The following is a 20,211-nucleotide window of genomic DNA, read 5'->3' as shown; positions in this document are numbered from 1 at the left end:
GAGAGAGGTTTGGACTCGTCTCGGCCAGTCGCGGTTGACCGGATGGCAACATTTTCTGCCTGCCGGGTCCGCTCTAACTAGGTGGGCAAATGCGGCAGGCTGCGGGTGACGTAGTCGGTCATGGTGATGACCAGCAAGATGCCCAGCCAGAAGAAGCCGGCCAGCACGACGATCCAGGTGAGCTTGCTGCTGTAGCGCAGGTGCATGAAATAGAGGATGACCAGCACGGCCTTGGTGGTGGCGATTCCCAGCGCAACCGCGGCGTTGTAGGGTCCCAGGTTGATAAAGGCCACGCGCACTGTGAGCGCGGTCAGCACCATCAATGTGGCGAAAATCGCGAAATAGACCTTCAAAGGGACGACGTGTCCGCTCATGGATGCACCCCCACGTGGCGCGTGATGAGGTAAAGCAGCGGGAACAGGAAGATCCAGACGATATCCACGAAATGCCAGTAGAGGCCGGCGTATTCGACCGGGGCGAAGTATTCCGGCGAATACACGCCGCGGCGGGACTTCCACGCCAGCACGCTCAGCACGCCGATGCCGATGACCATGTGCAGCGCGTGCATGCCGGTCATGGCGAAGTAGAGCGAAAAGAACAACTGCACTTCGCCCAGCTCGACGCCATGGATCTGGGTGGAGCGCAGAGCGGTGGCTTCCTCGTGGAAGTGGCGCAGTTCCTCGCTGCCGAAACGGAAGGAAGGCCCGGGGACGTGGTGCTCCTCGAACTTGTGGCTGTACTCGACCGCCTTGACGCCCAGGAAGGTCGCGCCCAACAGGATGGTCAGGAGGAGAAAGGCCACCAGCAAGTTGCGCTGGCCGGTTTCCGCGCTGTGAACGGCCAGAGCCATGGTGAGGCTGCTGCCGATGAGCACAACGGTGTTGAATGCGCCGAGGGTGAGATCGAGCGTGAGGCTTCCGGCGGCGAAGGAGGCGAAGTACCAGTTGCGATAGACGAGGTAGACAGTGAACATCCCGCCGAAGAACAGGATCTCGGTGATGAGGAACAGCCACATGCCGAGGGTGGAAGCCTCGCGCTGCTGCTCCATGGTCTCGAAGTGATGCTGGAAGGCGGGATGGTGCGCCGCCGCGGCGTGGCTATCCTGCAACCGGCACCTCCTGGGCGGCGTGGTAGGCGTACGCCTCTTCCTGGACGATGGGCACCTGCTCGAAGTTGTGCGTGGGCGGCGGCGAGGCGGTTTGCCATTCCAGTCCGCGGGCGTCGAACGGGTTCGGGCCGGCCTCGGGGCCGTAGCGCATGGACCACAGCAGATAGAACAGCGGCAACAGATAGCCGACCCCGAGAATGGAAGCGCCGGCGCTGGACATCACGTTCAGCACCTGGAACTCCTCGGGGTAGGCGTGGTAGCGGCGCGGCATCCCCAGGTAGCCGAGCACAAACTGCGGGAAGAAGGTGAGGTTGAAGCCCAGGAAAACCACCAGCGCTGAAAGCTTGGCCCAACCTTCGGGATAGAGGCGGCCGGTGATCTTTGGCCACCAGAAGTGCAGTCCGCCGAGATATCCCATGATGACGCCGCCGACCATGATGTAGTGGAAATGAGCGACCACGAAGTAGGTGTCGGTGACGTGCACGTCCACGCCCAGGGCGGCGAGGAACAGGCCGGTGAGGCCGCCGATGGTGAACAGTCCCAGGAAGCCGAAGGCGTAGAGCATGGGCGTCTGGTAGGAGACGGAGCCTTTGTAGAGCGTGGCCGTCCAGTTGAACACCTTCACCGCTGAAGGAATGGCGACCAGGTAGCTGAGGATGGAGAACACCATGGCGGCATAGACGGACTGCCCGCTGACGAACATATGGTGTCCCCAGACCAGGAAACCGAACACGGCGATGGCGACGCTGGAAAAGGCAACGAAGCTGTAGCCGAAGACGCGCTTGCGAGAGAAGGCGGAGATCAGTTCGCTCATGACGCCCATCGAGGGCAGGATCATGATGTAGACCGCGGGGTGCGAATAGAACCAGAAGAGATGTTGGAAGAGGATAGGATCGCCGCCCAGGCGCGGGTCGAAGATGCCGATGTGAAAAGCGCGCTCCAGGAAGACCAGGATGATGGTGATGGCCAGCACCGGCGTGCCCAGCACCATGATGAGGCTGGCGGCGTAGTTGGCCCAGACGAACAGCGGCAGGCGGAACCAGGTCAGCCCCGGCGCGCGCATGCGATGCACAGTGACGATGAAGTTGAGCCCGGTGAAGATGGAGGAGAAGCCGGCGATAAGGATGCCCAGGGCCGCTGGAATGACCTTGGTGTTGGAGTAGGTGGTGGAGAACGGCGTATAGAAGGTCCAGCCGGTGTCAATGCCGCCGGTCACCACGGAGTAAAGGGCGAAGACTCCTCCGGCCATGAACAGGTACCAACTGGCGAGGTTCAGCTTGGGGAACGCCAGGTCGCGAGCGCCGATCATCATGGGGATGAGGAAATTTCCCAGGGTGGCCGGCACCGAGGGAATGAGGAAGAAGAAGACCATCATGATGCCATGCATGGTGAACACCTTGTTGTAGGTGTCCGAGGTCATCAGGTCGCCGGCGGGCGTGAGCAGCTCCAGGCGGATGAGCACGGCAAACAGGCCGCCCAGCGCGAAGAAGAACGTGATGGAGAACAGGTAGAGCAGAGCGATGCGCTTGTGGTCGGTGGTGAAGAGCCACGAGCGGATGCCGTAGTCGGCATTGAGATAGTGCCGGCGGCGGTGGATGGATTCGGGAGCAGTGGCGACAGCGGTACTCATGGATTCCCTCTGGGCGGAGCGGCCGCGGCCGGCGGCGCTCCGGGAGCAGCGGCCGGCGTCTGCGTCTGCAACGACTTGATGTAGGCCACCAGTTGCAGCAGGCCCTCTTCACTGACCTGTCCCTGGAAGGTGGGCATGATGGGCTGGAAGCCTTCGACGACTTTGGCCGCCGGGTTGGTGATGGATTCGCGGATGTAGGTTTCGTCGGCGACTGCCGAGCCTCCGCCGGCGAACCGCACCGGCTTGCCGAACAGGCCGGCGAGATCGGGCCCGCGGGCGCCGGTGTCCGGCCGATGGCAGGTGTCGCAGGCGAGGTCGCGGAAGAGGCGCTCACCCGAGGCCACCAGTGAACCGCCCTGGGCGCCGCCGGCCAGCCAGGCCTGATATTGCGCCGGCTCCATCACTACCACCTGCCCGATCATGCCGGAGTGCTTGGTGCCGCAATACTCGGCGCAGAACAGGTGGTAGGTTCCGATCTTCGTGGGATGGAACCAGACGGTGGTGTAGCGGTTGGGTAGCACGTCCTGCTTCACGCGGAACGCAGGGAAGAACATGCTGTGGATGACATCCTGGGAAATCATGGTGAGCTTGACGTCGCGGCCCACGGGAACATGGAGCTGATTGATCTCGCGCTGCCCGCCGACGTGCTCGAACTTCCACATCCACTGCTTGCCGACGGCGTAGATCTCCAGGGCGCCGCGCGGCGGCCGATTCATGGCGAAGAAGATGTTCGCTGCCCAGACGAACATGGACATGGCGATGATCAGCGGAATGCCGGTCCAGGCGAGTTCCAGTTTGGTGGAGCCCTCGATAGGGACGGCATTCGGGTGCCTGGCGCGGCGATAACGGATGGCGAAGAAGATCAACATCGCCGTGATGAGGATGGTGAAGAAGGCGGAGACGGCGAGCAGATAAAAATAAAGGTGGTCCACGCGCGTCGCCATGGTGGACGCCTGGTCGGGGAACAGTGGAAGGTCGAAGCCCATGGTTAGCCGCTCGCTCCCATGCGGGCATGCGCTGCATCCCGCCGCAGCATGACAATGATGAACGTGCCCAGGGCCAGCACCGTGGCGGCGCCCGCCAGCCGCAGGATGTTCATGGCGACGGCGGTATAGCGTCCGGCGGTGGGATCGAAGTGATAGCAGTAGAGCAACACCTGATCCACCAGGTTGCCGATCTTGTTCCGGGAAGCTTCGACCAGCCCGAGTCGCAGGTCTTTCGGCGAATACTCGATCCCCATGCGGTACTGGGCGATGCGGCCCTCGGGCGTGAGCAGCATGATGGCGCTGCCATGGGCGTACTGGCCGGTCTTGGCGTCATAGGCGTAGCGGAAGCCCACAGCCTTGGCCAGCGCGTCAATAGACGCCTGCTCGCCGGTGAGGAAGTGCCAGCCTTCGGCAGCGCCCGCACGGCGGTAGCGCGCGAGCACTTCTTCCTTCTTGCGGGCGGCGTCAGCAGGCGTCTCATGGGGGTTGATGCTGACGCTGATGAGCTCGAAGTCGCGGCCGGGCTCGAGCTTCAGCACTCCCAGGGCGCTGGTGGTGCCGCTGAGCACCTGGCCGCACAGCATCGGGCAGGTGTAGTAAACGAGGGAAAGCAGCACGGGCCGCTTGCCGAAGTACCGGCCGAGCGTCACCGAGCGCCCTGCTTCATCGCGGAAGGCGAGGTCGAGGGGGATGGTTTCGTTGAGCCGCTGGTCGATGCCGACCTGCTCGAGCAGCGGCGGGAGGCCGGACTGGGCCGGAGCCGCTTGTGGCGGCTGCGCGAACGCGGGCGACGCGAGTCCGATCACCACAGCCAGCGACAACCTTCGGATTGTGGACTGCCGCGACATCGTCATTCCTTCTTCTGTGTTGCTTGCGGTTGCGGGCGCACGGGCAGGCCGCGTTCGGCGGTCAGCTCGATGGCGCGCTCGATAGGGATCCACACGACCCCGGCCTTGGGGTCCACCCAGCCGTAGGTCGAGAGCTTGCGCTGTTCGGTGAAGCGGATGCGGTCGAGCTCGATGACCGCGTTGGACTGCAGGCGCGGCTCGGGAAATTTCTCGACCGGGTCCGGCTGGCCCATGCGGGGCGGTTCCTTGCGACGCATCTCGGCGAGGATCGGATCTTCCTCGGGATCGCGGCGGGCGGCGGCACGGTCGAGATACTGGAACTGCGCCCACAACACGGCCGAGATGACGACGGCAGCGACCAGCAGCGCCACGCCAAACAGAAACACCGGGCGGGCGCTGATGTCGGTCGACTCGACGCGCGGCGCTCCCGGCTGCGGGTTTTGCTCAGTGGGCTGCATGTTGTGATTCCATTATGTCCTTCAGACGTGGATCGTAGAGCGGCATGAGCGGCCGCCGCCGCAACTGCCAGACAAAGGCAAACATCCAGATGCCGCCGATACCGACCGGCGCCGCCAGGTCCAGCCAGTGGACCTGGACGCCGTGCTGCGCTTCGAAATTGGGCGCGACCAGCCAGAACAGATCTACCAGGCGCACAGCCAGCAAGAGAATGGCCACGCGCACCAGGCGCCGCCCGTGCCGTTTGAGGTCGCGCGACAGCAGAAGCAGGAAGGGCAGCGCAAAGTGGAACAGGATGAGCGCCAGCGCGACGAATTGCCACCCGCTATCCAGGCGGCGGATGTACCAGGGGATTTCTTCGGCCAGGTTTCCCGACCAGATGATAAGGAACTGGGAGAAAGCGAAATAGGCCCAGAGCATGACGCAGGCCAGCATCAGTTTGCCGAGATCGTGGAAGTGCTCGGCGCGCATGATCTCCGACATGGGCTTGTGCCTGGTGAGCAGCACGCCCATGGCGATGACGAAGCACATGGCGCTGACGCCTTGTCCGGCCATGAACAGCATGCCGTAGATGGTGGAGAACCAGTGCGGATCGAGCGACATCACCCAGTCCACAGCAGCAAAGGTGACGGTGAGGCCGTAAAGGAGCAGGCCGGGGCCGCTGATGAATTGCAGGCGAGCGCGGACCAGGACGTCGGCGCTCTTGTCCTGGCGCTCGGACCAGATGGCGAGCCAGCGTGACCAGAGGAGCCAGATGGCGAAGTAGAAAGCCGCGCGAGCGAGGAAGAAGCCGGTGTTCAGGTAAGCGGCCTTGTGAGCGAGCAAATGGTCCTTCGCGACCGCGTCGGCGTGCGTCCACTCGTACAGCCGGCCCATGCCGAGCACCACTGGAACAAAGAGCACAGCCAGGAAGAAAAAGACGCGCGTGCTGGCAGCGGCCTCGAGCACGCGGCGAATGACCAGGCCCCAGCCTCCGCCGGAGAGATGCTGCACCAGCAGGAAGGCGAAGCAGCCGAGGCTGATGCCCAACCAGAGCATGTAGCCGACCAGGTAGGAGCGGAAGAACTGGTCGGCGTTCATCCCCCAGCCGATGCCGCACAAGACGAGCACCGCGGCGCCGATGATGAGCGAACGCTTCTGGATGAGCTCCAGCACCGGAGGCGGCGTGAAGTCCAGGCCGGCGAATTGCGGTGCAGCGCTCATCGCGTTCCCCCTCCGGTCTGCGGTGGCTGTGGAACCTCCGGCGCAGGAGTCATGCCTTCCCCGCGCGTTTGCTCCAGCCACTTGCGCTCGGCGGCGGGAACGTCGTCGAGAGTCGCTCTCTGGCTGAACTGCAAGGCGCGGATGTAGGCGGCGATGGCCCAGCGATCCTGCGGAGTGACTTGCGGGGCGTAGTCGGGCATGGCGCCGAAGCCGCGCGTCATGACGTCGAAGTAGTAGCCGACGGCCGCCTTGCGCAAGCGGTCAGTGTGGAACGATTCCGGCCGGCGATAGCCGCGCTGCACGATGATGCCGTTGCCGTCGCCCAGGCGGGAGTGGCAGGGAGCGCAAATGGCGTTGAAGCGTTGGCGGCCGCGCTCCAGCACTTCACGCGTGACCGGGAAAGGGAAGGTCTCGGCCGGCTTGCCGTCGATCATGCCGGTGTAGAGATGCACGTCGTCGCGGAGTTGCCCGCGGGCCACGGTGCCTTCCACCGGCGGGCGAGCGGAGCGCCCGTCGGCGAAGAAGTCGCTGGGACGCAGCGGGATGTACTTGGGCTGGTCATGCATGTCCTGGCGGCAGCCGCCGACCGCGACGACGCCAGCGAACGCCAACGCCGCAGGCAGCAGACGCACAAGGCTGGATTGGCGCAGCAAGTTAATGCGGCACCTCCCAGACTCCGCTTGGCCCCAAGCCCTCCAGGAATCTGCGTGAGACCGCAGGATCGAACTGCTCGTCCTCCGCTTCCAGACACAGGAAGAAGCGATTGTTGCTGGCCAGGGCGAACTCGGGCACGTTGAACACCGGGTGATAGGGCATGGGCAGTCCGTTCAGCGCCAGCATGCCCAGCACCGCGGACAGGGCCGCGATCAGCACCGTGGTCTCGAAAGTCACGGGGATGAACGACGGCCAGGAGTGGAAAGGCTTGCCGCCGACAATGACGGGATACTCGATAACCGAGGCCCAGTACTGCAGCGCGTATCCGCCCAGGCCGCCGAGGATGCCTCCGCACAGCACGATGGCCGGCAGGCGGGTATGGTGGAAGCCGATGGCCTCAGTGAGCTCCTCGATGGGGAAAGGGGTGTAGGCGTCCATCCGGCGGTACCCGGCTTCATGGGCGCGGCGCGCGGCCAACACGATGGCGGTGGGCGAGTCGAACTCGGCCAGCAGTCCGTAGATGGGCGGCTTCTTCATTATTCCTTGACCTCCGCCTCAGGCAGGATGGTGCGCATCTCGAAGATCGAGATCATGGGCAGGAAGCGGATGAACAGGTAAAGCAGCGCGAGGAACAGGCCGATGGAGCCGACGTAGGTGGACCAATCCCAGAAGGTGGGCCAGTACATGCCCCAGGACGAGGGCAGATAGTCGCGATGCAGGCTGGTCACGACGATGATGAAGCGCTCCAACCACATGCCGACGTTGACGATGAGCGAAATCACGAACAGCGTGGGCACGTGGGTGCGGGCCTTGTGGATCCAGAGCACCTGCGGGATGAGAATGTTGCAGGCGATCAGCAGCCAGTAGAACGGCGCGTAGGGCCCGGTCATGCGGTTGACGATCATGAACCACTCGTACGTGCTGCCGCTGTACCAGGCCATGAAGGTTTCCATCATGTAGCCGTAGCCGACGATGAGGCCGGTAGCGAGCATCACCTTGGCCATGTTCTCCAGGTGACGCATGGTGATGAAGTCTTCCAGGCCGTAGACGGCGCGGATGGGGATGGCCAGGGTCATGACCATGGCGAAACCGGAGTAGATGGCGCCGGCAACGAAGTAGGGCGGGAAGACGGTGGTGTGCCAGCCGGGGATGATGGAAACCGCGAAGTCGAAGCTGACCACCGTGTGTACGGAGACCACCAGCGGCGTGGCCAGTCCGGCGAGCAGAAGATAGCAGGTCTCGTAGCGATGCCAGTGCTTGGCGGAACCGCGCCATCCCATCGCCAGGATGCCGTAGAGGATGCGCGCGTAACGGTTGGTGGCGCGGTCGCGCAAGGTGGCGAGGTCGGGAATCAGGCCCACGAACCAGAACATGAGCGAGACAGTGGCGTAGGTGGAGACGGCGAACACGTCCCAGATGAGCGGGCTGCGGAACTGCGGCCACAGCCCCATGGTGTTGGGATAAGGGAAGAGCCAGTAGCCCAACCACGGGCGCCCGACGTGGATGCCGGGGTAGATGGCCGCGCAGGCCACGGCGAACAGCGTCATGGCCTCGGCAAATCGATTGATGGAAGTGCGCCAGCTCTGGCGCAAGAGCAGCAGGATGGCGGAGATGAGCGTGCCGGCGTGCCCGATGCCGATCCACCAGACGAAATTGATGATGGCGAAGCCCCAGCCCACGGGCGCGTTGATGCCCCAGATGCCCGTGCCTTTCAGGACCAGGTAGCCGAGCGACAGGAACATCACGTTGGCCAGGAGGAAGGCGATGGCAAAGCCCAGCAGCCAGCCGCGGGAAGTCTTGCGGCGCAGGACGATGGCGCTGATCTTGTCGGTGACGGAGGCGAACGTGTGCCCCGGCTCGATGACCGGCGCGCGGCGTGGGATGCTGCGAGCTTCGGCCTGGATGGGATCGTCCATCACGCCTTCTTCTCCGCTGCCAAAGCAGGATTGGGGTTGCGCACCGAAGCCAGATACGTGGTCCGTGGTCGCGTATTCAATTCCGCCAGCAGGCCGTAATTGCGCGCTTCCTGCTTCACCCGGGCCACGCGGCTGTCCTTGTCGTTGATATTGCCGAAGATGATGGCCCCGGCGGGGCAGGCCTGCTGGCAGGCGGTCTGCACCTCGCCATCCCGGATGGTCCGGTCTTCCTTCTCTGCCGCGATGCGCGCGGCGTTGATGCGCTGCACGCAATAGGTGCATTTCTCCATCACGCCGCGGCTGCGCACCGAGACATCGGGATTGCGCATCAGCTTGAGGCTGGGCGTCTCGAAATCCTGGTAGAGCAGGAAGTTGAAACGCCGCACCTTGTACGGGCAGTTGTTGGCGCAGTAGCGCGTGCCCACGCAGCGGTTATAAACCTGGTCGTTCAAGCCCTCGGAACTGTGCACAGTGGCGCCCACCGGGCAGACCGGCTCACAGGGCGCGTTCTCGCACTGCATGCAGGGGACGGGCTGGAAGTAGATGCGCGGATCGTCGAGCGAGCCTTCGAAGTAGCGGTCGATGCGGATCCAGTGCATCTCGCGCTGGACCATGACCTGCTCGCGCCCCACCACGGGGATGTTGTTTTCCGACTGGCATGCAACAACACAGGCGTTACAGCCGATGCAGGAGTTCAGGTCGATGGCCATGCCCCAGGCATTGCCTTCGTACTTGTGGGGCGGGTAGAGCGTGAGGCCGGGCGCAGGCTCTTCATGATGCTCGTGCGCGAAGCGTGGGTTCGCGACGTACTCGGCGAGGGTGCCGGCCCGCACCAGGTCGCGGCCTTCCATGTTCCAGTGGCCGTGGGTGACGGAAAGTTCGTGGCGCTCATGCTGCGGTGCGATTCGCAGATTGCCGCCGAACCAAAAGGAGCCCGCGTTCCGCAGCGCGTACGCATTGAACCCGATGTTGGAGCCGACTCGGCCGGCTCGATGACGCCCGTAACCGAGATGCACGCACACGGATTCATCCGGCTGGCCGGGAAGGATGTACACCGGCGCTTTGAGCTGGCGTCCTTCAAAATGCAACTCGATCACGTCGCCCGTCTTCAGGCGCTCGCGTTCGGCGGTCCTGGGGCTGAAGAACGCGGCGTTCTCCCAGGTGAGTTTGGAGAGCGGCTTGGGAAGTTCCTGCAGCCAGCCGTTGCCGGCGAAGCGGCCGTCATACACGGAAGGATCAGGGCGGAAGGTGAGTTCGAGCGCGGCGGGTATCGGGGCTGCCTGCGGGAACGCCGTTGTTTTCGCGGTCACTTGTCTTGGCGCGAAGGAAGTACCTTCGATCCATCCATCGTGCAGGGAGCGGCGCCAGAACATTTCGAAATCGGATGCGGGATGCTGCGTCTTCCAGTATTCGCGGACGATCTCGTAGGCGGAGCGGTCAGGGCGATCGGTGAGCGCCGCCAGCACTTCATGCGCGGTCTTGCCGTCGTAGAGCGGGGCGATCAGCGGCTGCACGATGCTGACCGTGCCGTCGTAGGCACGGGCGTCGCTCCAGGATTCGAGGTAGTGCGCCTCGGGCACGTGCCAGTGGCAAAGGGCGGCGGTCTCGTCGTGATAAAGGCCCAGGTGCACCCGCAAGCCGACCTTGTGCAAATGCTTCGCGAACGCAATGTCGACCGGCGCGTTGAACACCGGATTGCCGCCAAGAATGACCAGCAACTCGACCTTGCCGGCTTCCATCTCGGCAACCAGTTCGCGCAAGGATTCCGTCTGGATGACCGGGTTGGCCGCGACCGGGTCGGTATAGATGACGGTGCGGCCCACGTTGCCCAGCGCTTCGTTCATGGCGTGGGCCAAAGCGTGCACGGTCGGTGGCTGGTTCTCGCCAGCGAGAATCAGCGACGTGCCTCGATGAGCCTGCAATTCGCTGGCGATGGCTGTAGACCACTGTTCGAACTGCGCGGCCGCCTGGTGGGATCCAATGCCGAACGCACCCGCCAGGGCATGTGCGAGGCCGGCAATGTCTGTGGCGCGCATGGCTAAACGATGGTCCGCCACTGCGCCCGTGTTGGTCGGCGTGCTCTCGACCACGTACAGGCGGCTCATCTTCGTGTTGCCGGCTTCGAGCTTGCGGCGCTTGGCGAAGTCGCGGGCATAACGCACGAAGCCGGGATAGCCGCTGGAGAGGAAGTCGGCGTCGAGCGAGACAATGACGTCGGCGTTCTCGAAGCGGTATTGCGCATCCACGAACTGGCCGAAAGCCATCTGCGATCCGGCCCGGGCATTGTCGCGGTTCACCGGTTCGTACTGATGCCACTTTGCGTTGGGGAAATCCCTGAGCAGGGAGCCGATTTGCCACGCCAGGGTCGGCGAGCTCACGGTTTCTGTCAGGATGCGCAGGCCGCCGCCGCCGGTCGTTTTCTGTATGGCCATGGGGCCGCGCATGGAGCCGAGAAACGACGTCCAGGGTCGTACCTCGCCCAGATTGCGCAACGTCTGCGAGCGGTCCGGATCGTAAAGACCGAGGACAGAAGCCTGCGCGTAGATGTCGGTTGCGCCCAGGCTGGCCGGATGTTCCGGATTGCCTTCGATCTTGGTGGGCCGGCCCATGTGGCTTTCCGCCAGCAGCGGCAGGGCGACGCCGGAGAGCGTCATGGCGGTGGCGTAGAACAGCGGCTTGCCGGGAACGAACTCCTCCGGCTGACGCACGTAGGGGACAATGGTCTCGGTGGGCTGCCTGGTGCAGCCGCTCAGGCCGGCCAGCGCCAGCGAAGCGGCCATGACCTCGAGGAAGCGGCGGCGGGAGAGGGCGTTGTCCCATTCGGTGGCGTGGCGCGGGAATTCGCGGTGCAGCAGGTCGGTGAACTGGGGCGTGGCCGCGAGCTCTTCAAGGCTCCGCCAGTAGTGCGGACCACGCGCCGCCTGCAAACATGCGCGCACCTCGTTCAACTCCAGCGGCTTGGCCGCGGATGGTGCGGGCCTGGCACGCTCGGCCGCGCACATCGACTTGTCCCCTGCGCTCACCGATTCCTTGAGCTCCGTCCCGTTCCGCTGCCTTTCTTCAGCGATGACACGTCGAACAACTGGTCAGGTCCATGGTTCCGCGAATCTTGTACTCGCGTTTGAGCCAGCGGCCGAGCTCCAACTGGCTTTCAAACTGTTGTCCCGCCACGGTGACAGGCTTGCCCGCAACCGGCGGTTCGTAAGAGACGCTGAACACCTCCGACTTGGGCCGCAGGAATCTCTCTGGCGCTCGATGGCATTCCAGGCACCACTCCATCTGCAGGGAGACGGCCTGGTAGGTCAGCGCCATGTTCTGGATGGAGCCGTGGCAGGTGGTGCAACCTACGCCTTTGGCCACGTGGATGCTGTGGTCGAAATAGGCGAAGTCGGGCAGGTCGTAAACGCGCGTCCAGGCCAGAGACTTGCCGGTGCGGAAGCTCTCACGCACGGGCTCAAGCATGGGAGCGTTGTTCCAGATCTGCGAATGGCAACCCATGCAGGTGCGGGTGGGCGGGATGCCGGCGAAACTCGAGGTTTCGACGGAGGTGTGGCAATAACGGCAATCGATGCCCAGTCCGGCGACATGGTGCTGATGGCTGAACGGCGGCCACTGCTCGCGCGCGTCGCCCTCGCGCGTCACGTAGCCGGAACGCTGCACTTCAGCCGTGGTCCAGGCCAGCGATGCCAGCACGAACGCCGCTCCATAGATGGTCAGCCGCGAGATGGTGTTCGTGCTGCGATGAAAGATCTGCGACATCGAACGGGCGATTGCGTCGTGCGCGTCCCCGGCCGCAGGCCGCGCGGTTGAACATCAGATTCTCAGCGCGAGCGTCGCGAGTACACAGTGCCGCAACAGGAGCGGCAGCGAAAACACGAGATTATAGCAGGCGGATTCGATTCCGGCAGTTCGCTCGGACAAGGGCGCAGTTGGACGGATTGGCGCTGGGACCGTTCGCACTGTATTCGGCCGAAAAACTGCCGCCTGAGATGCGGCAAAATGTCGGCAACGCACCATGGGCGTGGGATTCGTCCGTGCTCACGCAATTCGGGAACCGACTCCCGGGTTGTCGCGGTTGGACCTTCAAACCGCGACCAGGAGGCCGGGGCTCCTTTCCGGTGTACCCGAGCCCCGCTGTTGCAGAAGCCCGCCCCATCTCAGTGCTTATCTCATTGCTTATCTTCGAGACAGGTCAGATAACTTTTCGCTTGACACTTCTCCTCCATGTTGCTATAGTTATTGAGCATAGCATTGCTTGGAGGGATAACTCCTTTGCTTTGACGATTTTGCCTCTAACCCATTTGCCTTGAATATTTTGCTCGTCCCAAATTCGTCAAGTCCTTTGTTAACAAGATTTTGCAGAAAAATGGGGGGGTAGGTACACGGGGTACAGACCCCGGGCACATACCTGGCAGAACGATTCAGGCCTGCTCAGTCGTGGTGTACCGGCTCGCCCACCGCAGCCAGAGTCTTCTCGGCGGGCTGGGGAATGATTGCCACCGGCCGCAGCTTGCTTTCGCCGCGCAGCCAGGCCACCAACTGTTCCATGTAGGTGTAGAAGACGGGGGTGATGTAGAGAGTCAGGAGCTGCGAGACCAGCAGGCCCCCCACCACGGCCAGGCCCAGCGGCTGGCGCGCTTCGGCGCCGGCGCCGTACCCGAGAGCGATGGGCAGCGTGCCCATCAGCGCCGCCATGGTGGTCATCATGATGGGGCGGAAGCGCACCAGGGCGCCGTAGTAGATGGCTTCGGCCGCGTCCTTGCCGGCGTTGCGCTGCGCCTCCAGCGCGAAGTCGATCATCATGATGGCGTTCTTCTTCACGATGCCCACCAGCATGATGACGCCTACGAAAGCATAGAGATTCAGGTCGCTGCGGAACAGCATCAGCGTGATCAGCGCGCCCAAGCCTGCGGAGGGCAGCCCGGAGAGGATGGTGATGGGGTGGATGAAGCTCTCGTACAGAATCCCCAGCACCAGATAGATGACCACGACCGACATGATGAGCAGCAGCGTCAATCCCTGCAGGGAAGCCTGGAAGGCCTGCGCCGTGCCCTGGAAACTGGTACTGATGGTGGCGGGCAGGGTCTGGCCGGCAGCGCGCTCCACCTGACTGACGGCTTCACCCAGCGACACGCCCGGTCTCAGGTTAAACGAGAGCGTGACGGCCGGAAGCTGTCCCAGGTGGTTGACCGTGAGCGGCCCGACGTTGCGGGTGAGGCTGGCCACGGCGTTGAGCGGGATCAACTGGCCGCTGGAGGAACGGACATACAGCATGGAGAGAGCCGCGGGGTCGGCCTGGTATTCGGGCAGCAGCTCCATGATGACGCGGTACTGGTTGTTGGGCGCGTAGATGGTGGAGATCTGGCGCGAGCCGTACGCGGTATACAGGGCTTCTTCCACCTGGGCCGCGGTGACGCCGAGCGCGGCGGCCTTGTCGCGGTCGATTTCCACGTTCACCTGCGGGTTCTTGATCTGCAGGTCGCTGGTGACGTCCTGCAGCCCGGGCAGCTCCTTCATCTTGCTTTCGAGCAGGGGAGCGTATTCGTAGAGCTCGTTGGTGTCCGGGCTCTGCAGCGTGAACTGGTACTGGCTCTTGGTGAGCTGGCCGCCGATGCGGATGGGCGGCAGATTCTGCATGAAGGCCCGGATGCCGGGGACACCGGCCAGTTGGGAGCGCCACTTTTCGATGAGCTCGTCCACGTGCGCCCGTTCGCTGCGCGGCTTCAGGCGGACGAAAATGCGCCCGGAGTTGTTGGCCGCGGCGCTGCCGCCGCCACCGATGGCGGAGAACGTAGTCGCGACCTCCGGTTGCGCCTGCAGGATGGCCGCCATCCTCAACTGGTGCTCCTTCATATCGTCGAAGGAGATGCCCTCCCGCGCCTCCGTGAAGGTGAACACGCTGCCGGTGTCCTCACTGGGCAGGAAGCCCTTGGGGATGGCGATGAACAAGTACACGGTCGCCACCAGGAGGCCGGCAGAGATCACCATGGTCGCCAAACGATGGCGCATGACGTAGACCAGGCTGTGGTCGTAAGCCGAGAGCAGGCGGTCGAACATGCGCTCGAAGAGCATGTAAAGCCGGCCGTGCTCGCCGGTGGCGGAGGGGCGCAGGAAACGGCTGCACATCATGGGCGAGAGGCTGAGCGAAACCACGCCGGAGATCAGGATGGCCACGCTGATGGTCACGGCGAACTCGTGCAGCAGGCGTCCGATGATGCCGCCCAGGAACAGCACGGGCAGGAACACCGCGACCAGAGAGATGGTCATGGAGAGAATGGTGAAGCTGACTTCCTTCGAGCCTTCCAGCGCCGCCTGGAATGGCTTCTTCCCCATCTCCATGTGGCGCACGATGTTCTCCAGCATGACGATGGCGTCGTCCACCACGAAGCCCACCGAGAGGGTCAGCGCCATCAGCGAGAGGTTATCCAGGCTGAAGCCCAGCAGGTACATGACGGCGAAAGTGCCGATCACGGAAAGCGGCACCGCAAGAGCGGGAATGGCGGTGGCGGAGAAATTCCGCAAGAAGAGGAAGATCACCAGGATGACCAGCGCCATGGTCAGCACCAGGGTGAACTTCACATCGTGGACGGAATCGCGGATGCTGACCGAGCGGTCGAACATGATGTCGAGGCTGACCGAAGCCGGCATCTGCGCGCGGAACGTAGGCAGCAGATTGCGGATCGAGTCCACGACCTCTACGGTGTTGGTGCCGGGCTGGCGCTGCACGGCGAGCACGATGGCCCGGGTTCCCTGAAACCAGCTCGCCACTTTGTCGTTCTCGACGCTGTCAATGACCCGGCCGAGTTCCTCCAGGCGGACCGGCGAGCCGTTGCGGTAGGCCACCACCAGCGGCCGGTACGAGGACGCCTGGGTGAGCTGGCCATTGGTCTCCAGCGTGAATGCCTGGTAGCGTCCCCAGAGGGTGCCGGTGGGCAGGTTGGTGTTGCCGCCACGGACGGCATCGGCGATCTCGTCGATGCCGATCTGGCGCGTCGCCAGGGCGCGCGGATCGAGCTGCGCCCGTACGGCGTACTTCTGGGAACCGTAAACCTGCACCTGCGCCACGCCGCTCACCATGGAGATGCGCTGCGCCACGAACGTCTGCGCGTACTCATCCACGGCGGAAAGCGGCAAGGTCGGCGAGCTCAGCGCCAGGTAGAGGATGGGCTGATCGGCCGGGTTCACCTTCTGATAGGAAGGCGGCGCAGGCATGTCGCGCGGAAGCTGCGGCTGCGTCTTGGCGATTGCGGCCTGAACGTCCTGCGCGGCGGCGTCGATATCGCGGCTGAGGTTGAACTGCAGCGTGATGGAACTGTAGCCCAGCCCGCTGGTAGAGGTCATGCTGTCCAGGCCGGCGATGGTCGAGAACTGGCGCTCCAGCGGCGTGGCCACGGCCGAGGCCATGGTTTCCGGGCTGGCGCCAGGCAGGCTGGCATTCACCAGGATGGTGGGGAAGTCGACGTTGGGCAGGTCGCTGACCGGCAGGCGCTGGTAGCCCATGGCGCCAAAGATCAGCACCGCCAGCATGACCAGCGTGGTGGTGACCGGACGCCGGATGAAGAGTTCGGCAATGTTCATGGCCGGCGCTCCTGGCTGGTTTGCGGAGGGTTTTTGATCTCCACGCGCGCGCCGGGCACCAGGCGGATTTGCCCGTCGGTGACCACGGTTTCGCCGACCTCAAGGCCCTCGGCGATCACGGCCTGGCCGTCTTGCACGCGAGCCACTTTGATCTGGCGGCTGTCGGCTGTCTGGTCCGGCTTGACGATAAAGACGAAATCCCCCTGCTGTCCGGACTGGATGGCCTGGGCCGGGATCACGATGGCATTCGGCTGGGCCGTCAGCTTCAGGCGGACATCGACGAACTGGCCGGGCCACAGGCGGCGGTCCTGGTTGGGGAACGTGGCTTTCAGCCGGATGGTGCCCGTCGTCCGGTCCACTTCGTTGTTCACAAAGCTGACCACGCCCTCGACGGGGGGGCCGGAGTCCTGGGGAATCGTGGCCTGTACCGTCAGCTTGCCCTCGGCCATATAGCGACGCACTTCCGCCAGATGCTGTTCCGGAAGCGTGAAGCTCACATAGATAGGCGTGATCCGGTTGATGACCACCAGCTGCGATTTCTCGTCATTCTCTTTGACGACGTTGCCTTTGTGGACCATCAGGCTGCCGGTGCGGCCGTCCACGGGGGAATAAATAGTGGTGTAGGCGAGCTGTACCCTGGCGTTTTCGACCGCGGCGCGGTCGGCGTTCACCGCGGCCTCCAGGGCTTCGGCGTTGGCGACGATGGCGTCGTACTGCTCCTTGGCCACCACGCCTTCTTCGACCAGCCGGGTGTAGCGTACCGCCTGTGCCCGGGCGTTCTTGAGCTGAGCCTCGTCGCGCGCCAGGCTGGCTTCCGCGCGCCGCAACTCCGCTTCCAGCGGGCGGCGGTCGATGGTGAACAGCAACTGCCCGGCGCGAACGTCCTGGCCTTCGGTGAAGTGCACGCCGATGAGTTCCCCGGCGACCTGCGACTTGACGGCCACCGAGGAGGTGGGCTCGACCGAACCGATGGCTGACAGCTCGACCGGCATGGTCTTCTGCACCACCCGGGCAACGGTGACTGGAGCCGCCGGCGGTACCGGCGCCGCCTGCTGCTTCGAACAGCCTGCGAGAAAAAGCAGGGCGGCGAAGAGGAGCAGTGCGACCTGCCGCGCGCTGCGTGCTGGCATCATCGGTTTAATTCCGGAGAACATGTCAACCCTTTTTAGATGTGCGCCGGTGCGAAGCGTCGCTTCCATTTCGCGATCCATTACGGGATCCATTGCGGGGCTCCATGCCCGCCAGCCAGATGTCGGCCAGAGTGCGGCTCACTTTACTGTCGGAGAAGCGCCGATAGCGCTTGCCGCCGAACAACTCCTGGACCAGATAGTGGTAGATCACCATGCCGACGAAGCCGCGGGCCGCCAGGCGCGGATCGGTGCGGCGGAAGCGCTTTTCACGCACCCGCTCGGCGATATGTTCTGCCAGGGCTTCGTAGAAGCCGTCGAATTGCGTGTGGAAGAAACGGCCCGCCAGGCGATGGTTCTCGAGCGCGCTGTAGAGCATGAGCCGGGAGCGCTCCGGGTCCCCGGTGTTGCGCTTCAGGATGTCCTCGGCGATGGTGGCGAACAATTCCCGGTCGTCGCGGATGTGGCGCAGGCGCTCCCGCAACTGCTCGCGGGCGCGCTCCGCCTTGCACGTGTGCTCCAGCAAGGCCCAATAGAGCGCCTGCTTGGTGGGAAAGTGGCGGAAGATCAGCGCTTCGGTGACGCCGGCGCGGCGGGCGATGGCGCGCGTAGTAGTGCCCTGGAAGCCCTGCCGGGCAAACAGATGGCGGGCCACCTCCAGGATCTGGCGGCGGCGGTCCGGGGCGGAGTAACGGACGGCGCGGGACATAAGTAAGTAAACACTTACTTATATGCCAGTGTCCGGCCGGTCGTCAAGCGCGGGGCGCGAGGGCCGGGCCGCAAGCTTCCTCGTAGCCATGGCCGGGAGCCGGAGACGTTTTCCCGGTTGAAACCGACGCATGCCATTGGAACAATAGACCGCCCCGAAAGGAGCGCGCTGTTTGCCCGTGCCGCGCATCGAATTGCCCGACCCGTTCAATGTGGCCACCTGGTTCGTGGACCGCAACCTGGAAGAAGGGCGCGGCGAACGCGTGGCCATCGAGTGCGGCTCCGAGCGCGTCACATACCGGCAGGTCTTCGAGAATGTGAATCGGGTGGCCAACGTCCTGCGGCGGGCGCTGCACGTGCGGCGCGAGGAACGCGTGGCGCTGCTTCTGCTCGACACGCCCGAGTTCGCCTACAGCTTCTTCGGGGCGATTCGCATGGGGGCGGTGGCGGTTCCGCTCAACACCCTGCTCAAGCCCCGCGACTACGAATACCTGCTGAACGATTGCCGAGCGCGCGTAGCCATGGTGAGCGAGGCCCTGTTGCCGCAGCTCGACGCCATCCCGCGGGACCGGCTGCGGTACCTGGAGCACGTGGTGGTGGTCGGGCCGGCACGGGGCGACCGGCCGTCGCTGAGCGCACTGATGTCGTCACACTCTTCGGAGAGTGCCCCCGCACCCACCAGCAAGGACGAGCCGGCGTTCTGGCTTTATTCTTCGGGCTCTACGGGTCCGCCGAAAGGCTGCGTTCATCTGCACCACGACATGGTGGTGTGCGCCGAACTCTACGCGCGGCAGATCCTGAACCTCGTCGCCGAGGACCGCTGTTTCAGCGTGGCCAAGCTGTTTTTCGCCTACGGGTTGGGGAACGCCTTGTACTTCCCGTTCGCGGTAGGAGCAACCAGCATTCTGTGGCCGGGGCCGCCGACGGCGGCCAATGTGTACGAAGTCGTTGAGCGCCACCGGCCGACATTGTTCTTCTCTGTGCCCACGAACTACGCCATCCTGCTGGCCCACCGGCGGGAGGATCGGGACTTTGATCTCTCGTCAGTCCGGTGCGCGGTTTCAGCCGGAGAGGGACTGCCCGCCGCCCTCTATCATCGCTTCCGGGAGCGCTTCGGAGTCGAGATCCTGGATGCCATCGGCTCCACCGAGGCCTTGCACATGTTCATTGCCAACCGGCCGGGCGCGACGCGGCCGGGGTCGAGCGGCCAGGTCATTCCCGGTTACGAGGCGCGGATCGTCGACGACGAAGGACGCGACCTGCCGGACGGGGAGGTGGGCCACTTGCTGATTCGGGGCGACTCCACCTGCGCCTTCTACTGGAACCAGCACGAGAAGACCAAGGCCACCATCCAGGGCGACTGGCTGCGAACGGGCGACAAGTATCGCCGGGATGCGCAGGGCTATTTCTGGCATGCCGGCCGGTCCGACGACATGCTCAAGGTCGGCGGCATCTGGGTGAGTCCGGTGGAGATCGAGAGCACGCTGCTCGAGCACCCTGCCGTGCTGGAGGCGGCCGTGGTCGGCCGGGAGGACCGGGACCGCCTGGTGAAGCCTGCCGCCTACGTCGCCCTCCGGCCGGGCTTCGCCGCGGGGGAGGTGCTGGCTGCCGAAATCAGAGAGTGGGTGGCTTCCCGCATCGCGGAATACAAGCGTCCCCGCTGGGTGGAATTCCTACCCGAGCTGCCTAAAACGGCGACTGGAAAGATCCAACGATTCAAGCTCAGGAAGATGGCGGCAGGGGACGAGAGCCAGGCCCGGCGGGATTGACCGCAGCAGCGAGGGCTGGAAACGCTGATTCCTGTCAAGGACTGGGTGTCCGCGAATGGCATTTGCCGAATGCCATTCGCGATTGGCCATTGCGTTCGCGGGTTTGCGGGGCGCGTTGAGCTGCGTCCCGGCGCCTCGCAAGGTGCTTCGGTCGCCCTGCCGAGTCCTTTGTTCCTTTTTCCGGACAAAATTTGACGCTTTCCTCAAATCGTGCAACTCCCGCACTGT

The 20,211-nt window shown here is 64.1% G+C and carries 16 protein-coding genes; 1 reads left to right on the top strand and 15 read right to left on the bottom strand.

Translation table 11 applies throughout. From position 1 onward, the window contains the following. Nucleotides 1–77: 77 nt before the first annotated feature. The 15 genes from VNK82_00765 to VNK82_00695 form a co-directional block, all read right to left on the bottom strand. A complete protein-coding gene (locus VNK82_00765; GenBank protein ID HXE89473.1) occupies nt 78–374 on the bottom strand; it encodes a cytochrome C oxidase subunit IV family protein in 297 nt (98 codons plus the stop codon). Beyond that, nucleotides 371–1,108 carry a cytochrome c oxidase subunit 3 family protein gene (locus VNK82_00760; GenBank protein HXE89472.1) on the bottom strand — a complete coding sequence of 246 codons (738 nt, stop codon included), beginning with the start codon at nt 1,106–1,108 and terminating at the stop codon, nt 371–373. The genes VNK82_00765 and VNK82_00760 overlap by 4 nt, the downstream gene beginning before the upstream one ends. After that, nucleotides 1,098–2,738: a cytochrome c oxidase subunit I gene (gene ctaD / locus VNK82_00755; protein HXE89471.1), complete on the bottom strand. Its 1,641-nt coding sequence runs from the start codon at nt 2,736–2,738 to the stop codon at nt 1,098–1,100. Before ctaD ends, VNK82_00760 begins: the two co-directional genes overlap by 11 nt. Next, nucleotides 2,735–3,724 carry a cytochrome c oxidase subunit II gene (gene coxB / locus VNK82_00750; protein HXE89470.1) on the bottom strand — a complete coding sequence of 330 codons (990 nt, stop codon included), beginning with the start codon at nt 3,722–3,724 and terminating at the stop codon, nt 2,735–2,737. Before coxB ends, ctaD begins: the two co-directional genes overlap by 4 nt. 2 nt (nt 3,725–3,726) lie before the next feature. Then, entirely contained in the window at nt 3,727–4,572 is an 846-nt protein-coding gene (locus VNK82_00745) for an SCO family protein (protein ID HXE89469.1), read from the bottom strand. A gap of 2 nt (nt 4,573–4,574) precedes the next feature. Further along, nucleotides 4,575–5,030, bottom strand: a complete 456-nt coding sequence (locus VNK82_00740) for a hypothetical protein (GenBank protein HXE89468.1) — start codon at nt 5,028–5,030, stop codon at nt 4,575–4,577. Continuing rightward, on the bottom strand, nt 5,017–6,231 hold the full coding sequence (locus VNK82_00735) for a hypothetical protein (protein HXE89467.1): 1,215 nt from the start codon (nt 6,229–6,231) through the stop codon (nt 5,017–5,019). The genes VNK82_00740 and VNK82_00735 overlap by 14 nt, the downstream gene beginning before the upstream one ends. Beyond that, nucleotides 6,228–6,863, bottom strand: coding sequence for a cytochrome c (locus VNK82_00730; GenBank protein ID HXE89466.1), 636 nt, complete (start codon nt 6,861–6,863; stop codon nt 6,228–6,230). Before VNK82_00730 ends, VNK82_00735 begins: the two co-directional genes overlap by 4 nt. A gap of 22 nt (nt 6,864–6,885) precedes the next feature. Next, the gene (locus VNK82_00725; GenBank protein HXE89465.1) at nt 6,886–7,422 is read right to left on the bottom strand and encodes a DUF3341 domain-containing protein; all 537 of its coding nucleotides are present in this window, start codon (nt 7,420–7,422) and stop codon (nt 6,886–6,888) included. After that, on the bottom strand, nt 7,422–8,801 hold the full coding sequence (gene nrfD / locus VNK82_00720; GenBank protein HXE89464.1) for an NrfD/PsrC family molybdoenzyme membrane anchor subunit: 1,380 nt from the start codon (nt 8,799–8,801) through the stop codon (nt 7,422–7,424). The genes VNK82_00725 and nrfD overlap by 1 nt, the downstream gene beginning before the upstream one ends. Beyond that, nucleotides 8,801–11,824, bottom strand: coding sequence for a TAT-variant-translocated molybdopterin oxidoreductase (locus tag VNK82_00715; protein HXE89463.1), 3,024 nt, complete (start codon nt 11,822–11,824; stop codon nt 8,801–8,803). The genes nrfD and VNK82_00715 overlap by 1 nt, the downstream gene beginning before the upstream one ends. 37 nt (nt 11,825–11,861) lie before the next feature. Then, the gene (locus VNK82_00710; GenBank protein HXE89462.1) at nt 11,862–12,560 is read right to left on the bottom strand and encodes a cytochrome c3 family protein; all 699 of its coding nucleotides are present in this window, start codon (nt 12,558–12,560) and stop codon (nt 11,862–11,864) included. A gap of 672 nt (nt 12,561–13,232) precedes the next feature. After that, nucleotides 13,233–16,379, bottom strand: a complete 3,147-nt coding sequence (locus VNK82_00705) for an efflux RND transporter permease subunit (GenBank protein HXE89461.1) — start codon at nt 16,377–16,379, stop codon at nt 13,233–13,235. After that, nucleotides 16,376–17,512, bottom strand: a complete 1,137-nt coding sequence (locus tag VNK82_00700) for an efflux RND transporter periplasmic adaptor subunit (protein ID HXE89460.1) — start codon at nt 17,510–17,512, stop codon at nt 16,376–16,378. Before VNK82_00700 ends, VNK82_00705 begins: the two co-directional genes overlap by 4 nt. Before the next feature lie 22 nt (nt 17,513–17,534). Next, a complete protein-coding gene (locus VNK82_00695) occupies nt 17,535–18,215 on the bottom strand; it encodes a TetR/AcrR family transcriptional regulator (GenBank protein ID HXE89459.1) in 681 nt (226 codons plus the stop codon). A 178-nt stretch (nt 18,216–18,393) separates the two neighbouring features. On the opposite strand from VNK82_00695, the gene VNK82_00690 reads away from it, so the two are divergent. Then, nucleotides 18,394–19,983, top strand: coding sequence for a benzoate-CoA ligase family protein (locus tag VNK82_00690; protein ID HXE89458.1), 1,590 nt, complete (start codon nt 18,394–18,396; stop codon nt 19,981–19,983). Nucleotides 19,984–20,211 lie beyond the last annotated feature (228 nt).

This window comes from Terriglobales bacterium, from assembly GCA_035573675.1.
Lineage (GTDB): Bacteria > Acidobacteriota > Terriglobia > Terriglobales > Acidobacteriaceae > DATMAB01.
The sequence above is the reverse complement of the archived record's forward strand: the minus strand, read 5'-3'. Positions and strand labels throughout refer to the sequence as shown.

Bases quoted from the DNA above. Each gene is read 5' to 3' on its own strand.
- VNK82_00765 (HXE89473.1), bottom strand. From the start codon at position 374: ATGAGCGGACACGTCGTCCCTTTGAAGGTCTATTTCGCGATTTTCGCC.
- ctaD (HXE89471.1), bottom strand. From the start codon at position 2,738: ATGAGTACCGCTGTCGCCACTGCTCCCGAATCCATCCACCGCCGCCGG.
- coxB (HXE89470.1), bottom strand. From the start codon at position 3,724: ATGGGCTTCGACCTTCCACTGTTCCCCGACCAGGCGTCCACCATGGCG.
- VNK82_00745 (HXE89469.1), bottom strand. From the start codon at position 4,572: ATGTCGCGGCAGTCCACAATCCGAAGGTTGTCGCTGGCTGTGGTGATC.
- VNK82_00740 (HXE89468.1), bottom strand. From the start codon at position 5,030: ATGCAGCCCACTGAGCAAAACCCGCAGCCGGGAGCGCCGCGCGTCGAG.
- VNK82_00735 (HXE89467.1), bottom strand. From the start codon at position 6,231: ATGAGCGCTGCACCGCAATTCGCCGGCCTGGACTTCACGCCGCCTCCG.
- VNK82_00725 (HXE89465.1), bottom strand. From the start codon at position 7,422: ATGAAGAAGCCGCCCATCTACGGACTGCTGGCCGAGTTCGACTCGCCC.
- nrfD (HXE89464.1), bottom strand. From the start codon at position 8,801: ATGGACGATCCCATCCAGGCCGAAGCTCGCAGCATCCCACGCCGCGCG.
- VNK82_00710 (HXE89462.1), bottom strand. From the start codon at position 12,560: ATGTCGCAGATCTTTCATCGCAGCACGAACACCATCTCGCGGCTGACC.
- VNK82_00705 (HXE89461.1), bottom strand. From the start codon at position 16,379: ATGAACATTGCCGAACTCTTCATCCGGCGTCCGGTCACCACCACGCTG.
- VNK82_00700 (HXE89460.1), bottom strand. From the start codon at position 17,512: ATGATGCCAGCACGCAGCGCGCGGCAGGTCGCACTGCTCCTCTTCGCC.
- VNK82_00695 (HXE89459.1), bottom strand. From the start codon at position 18,215: ATGTCCCGCGCCGTCCGTTACTCCGCCCCGGACCGCCGCCGCCAGATC.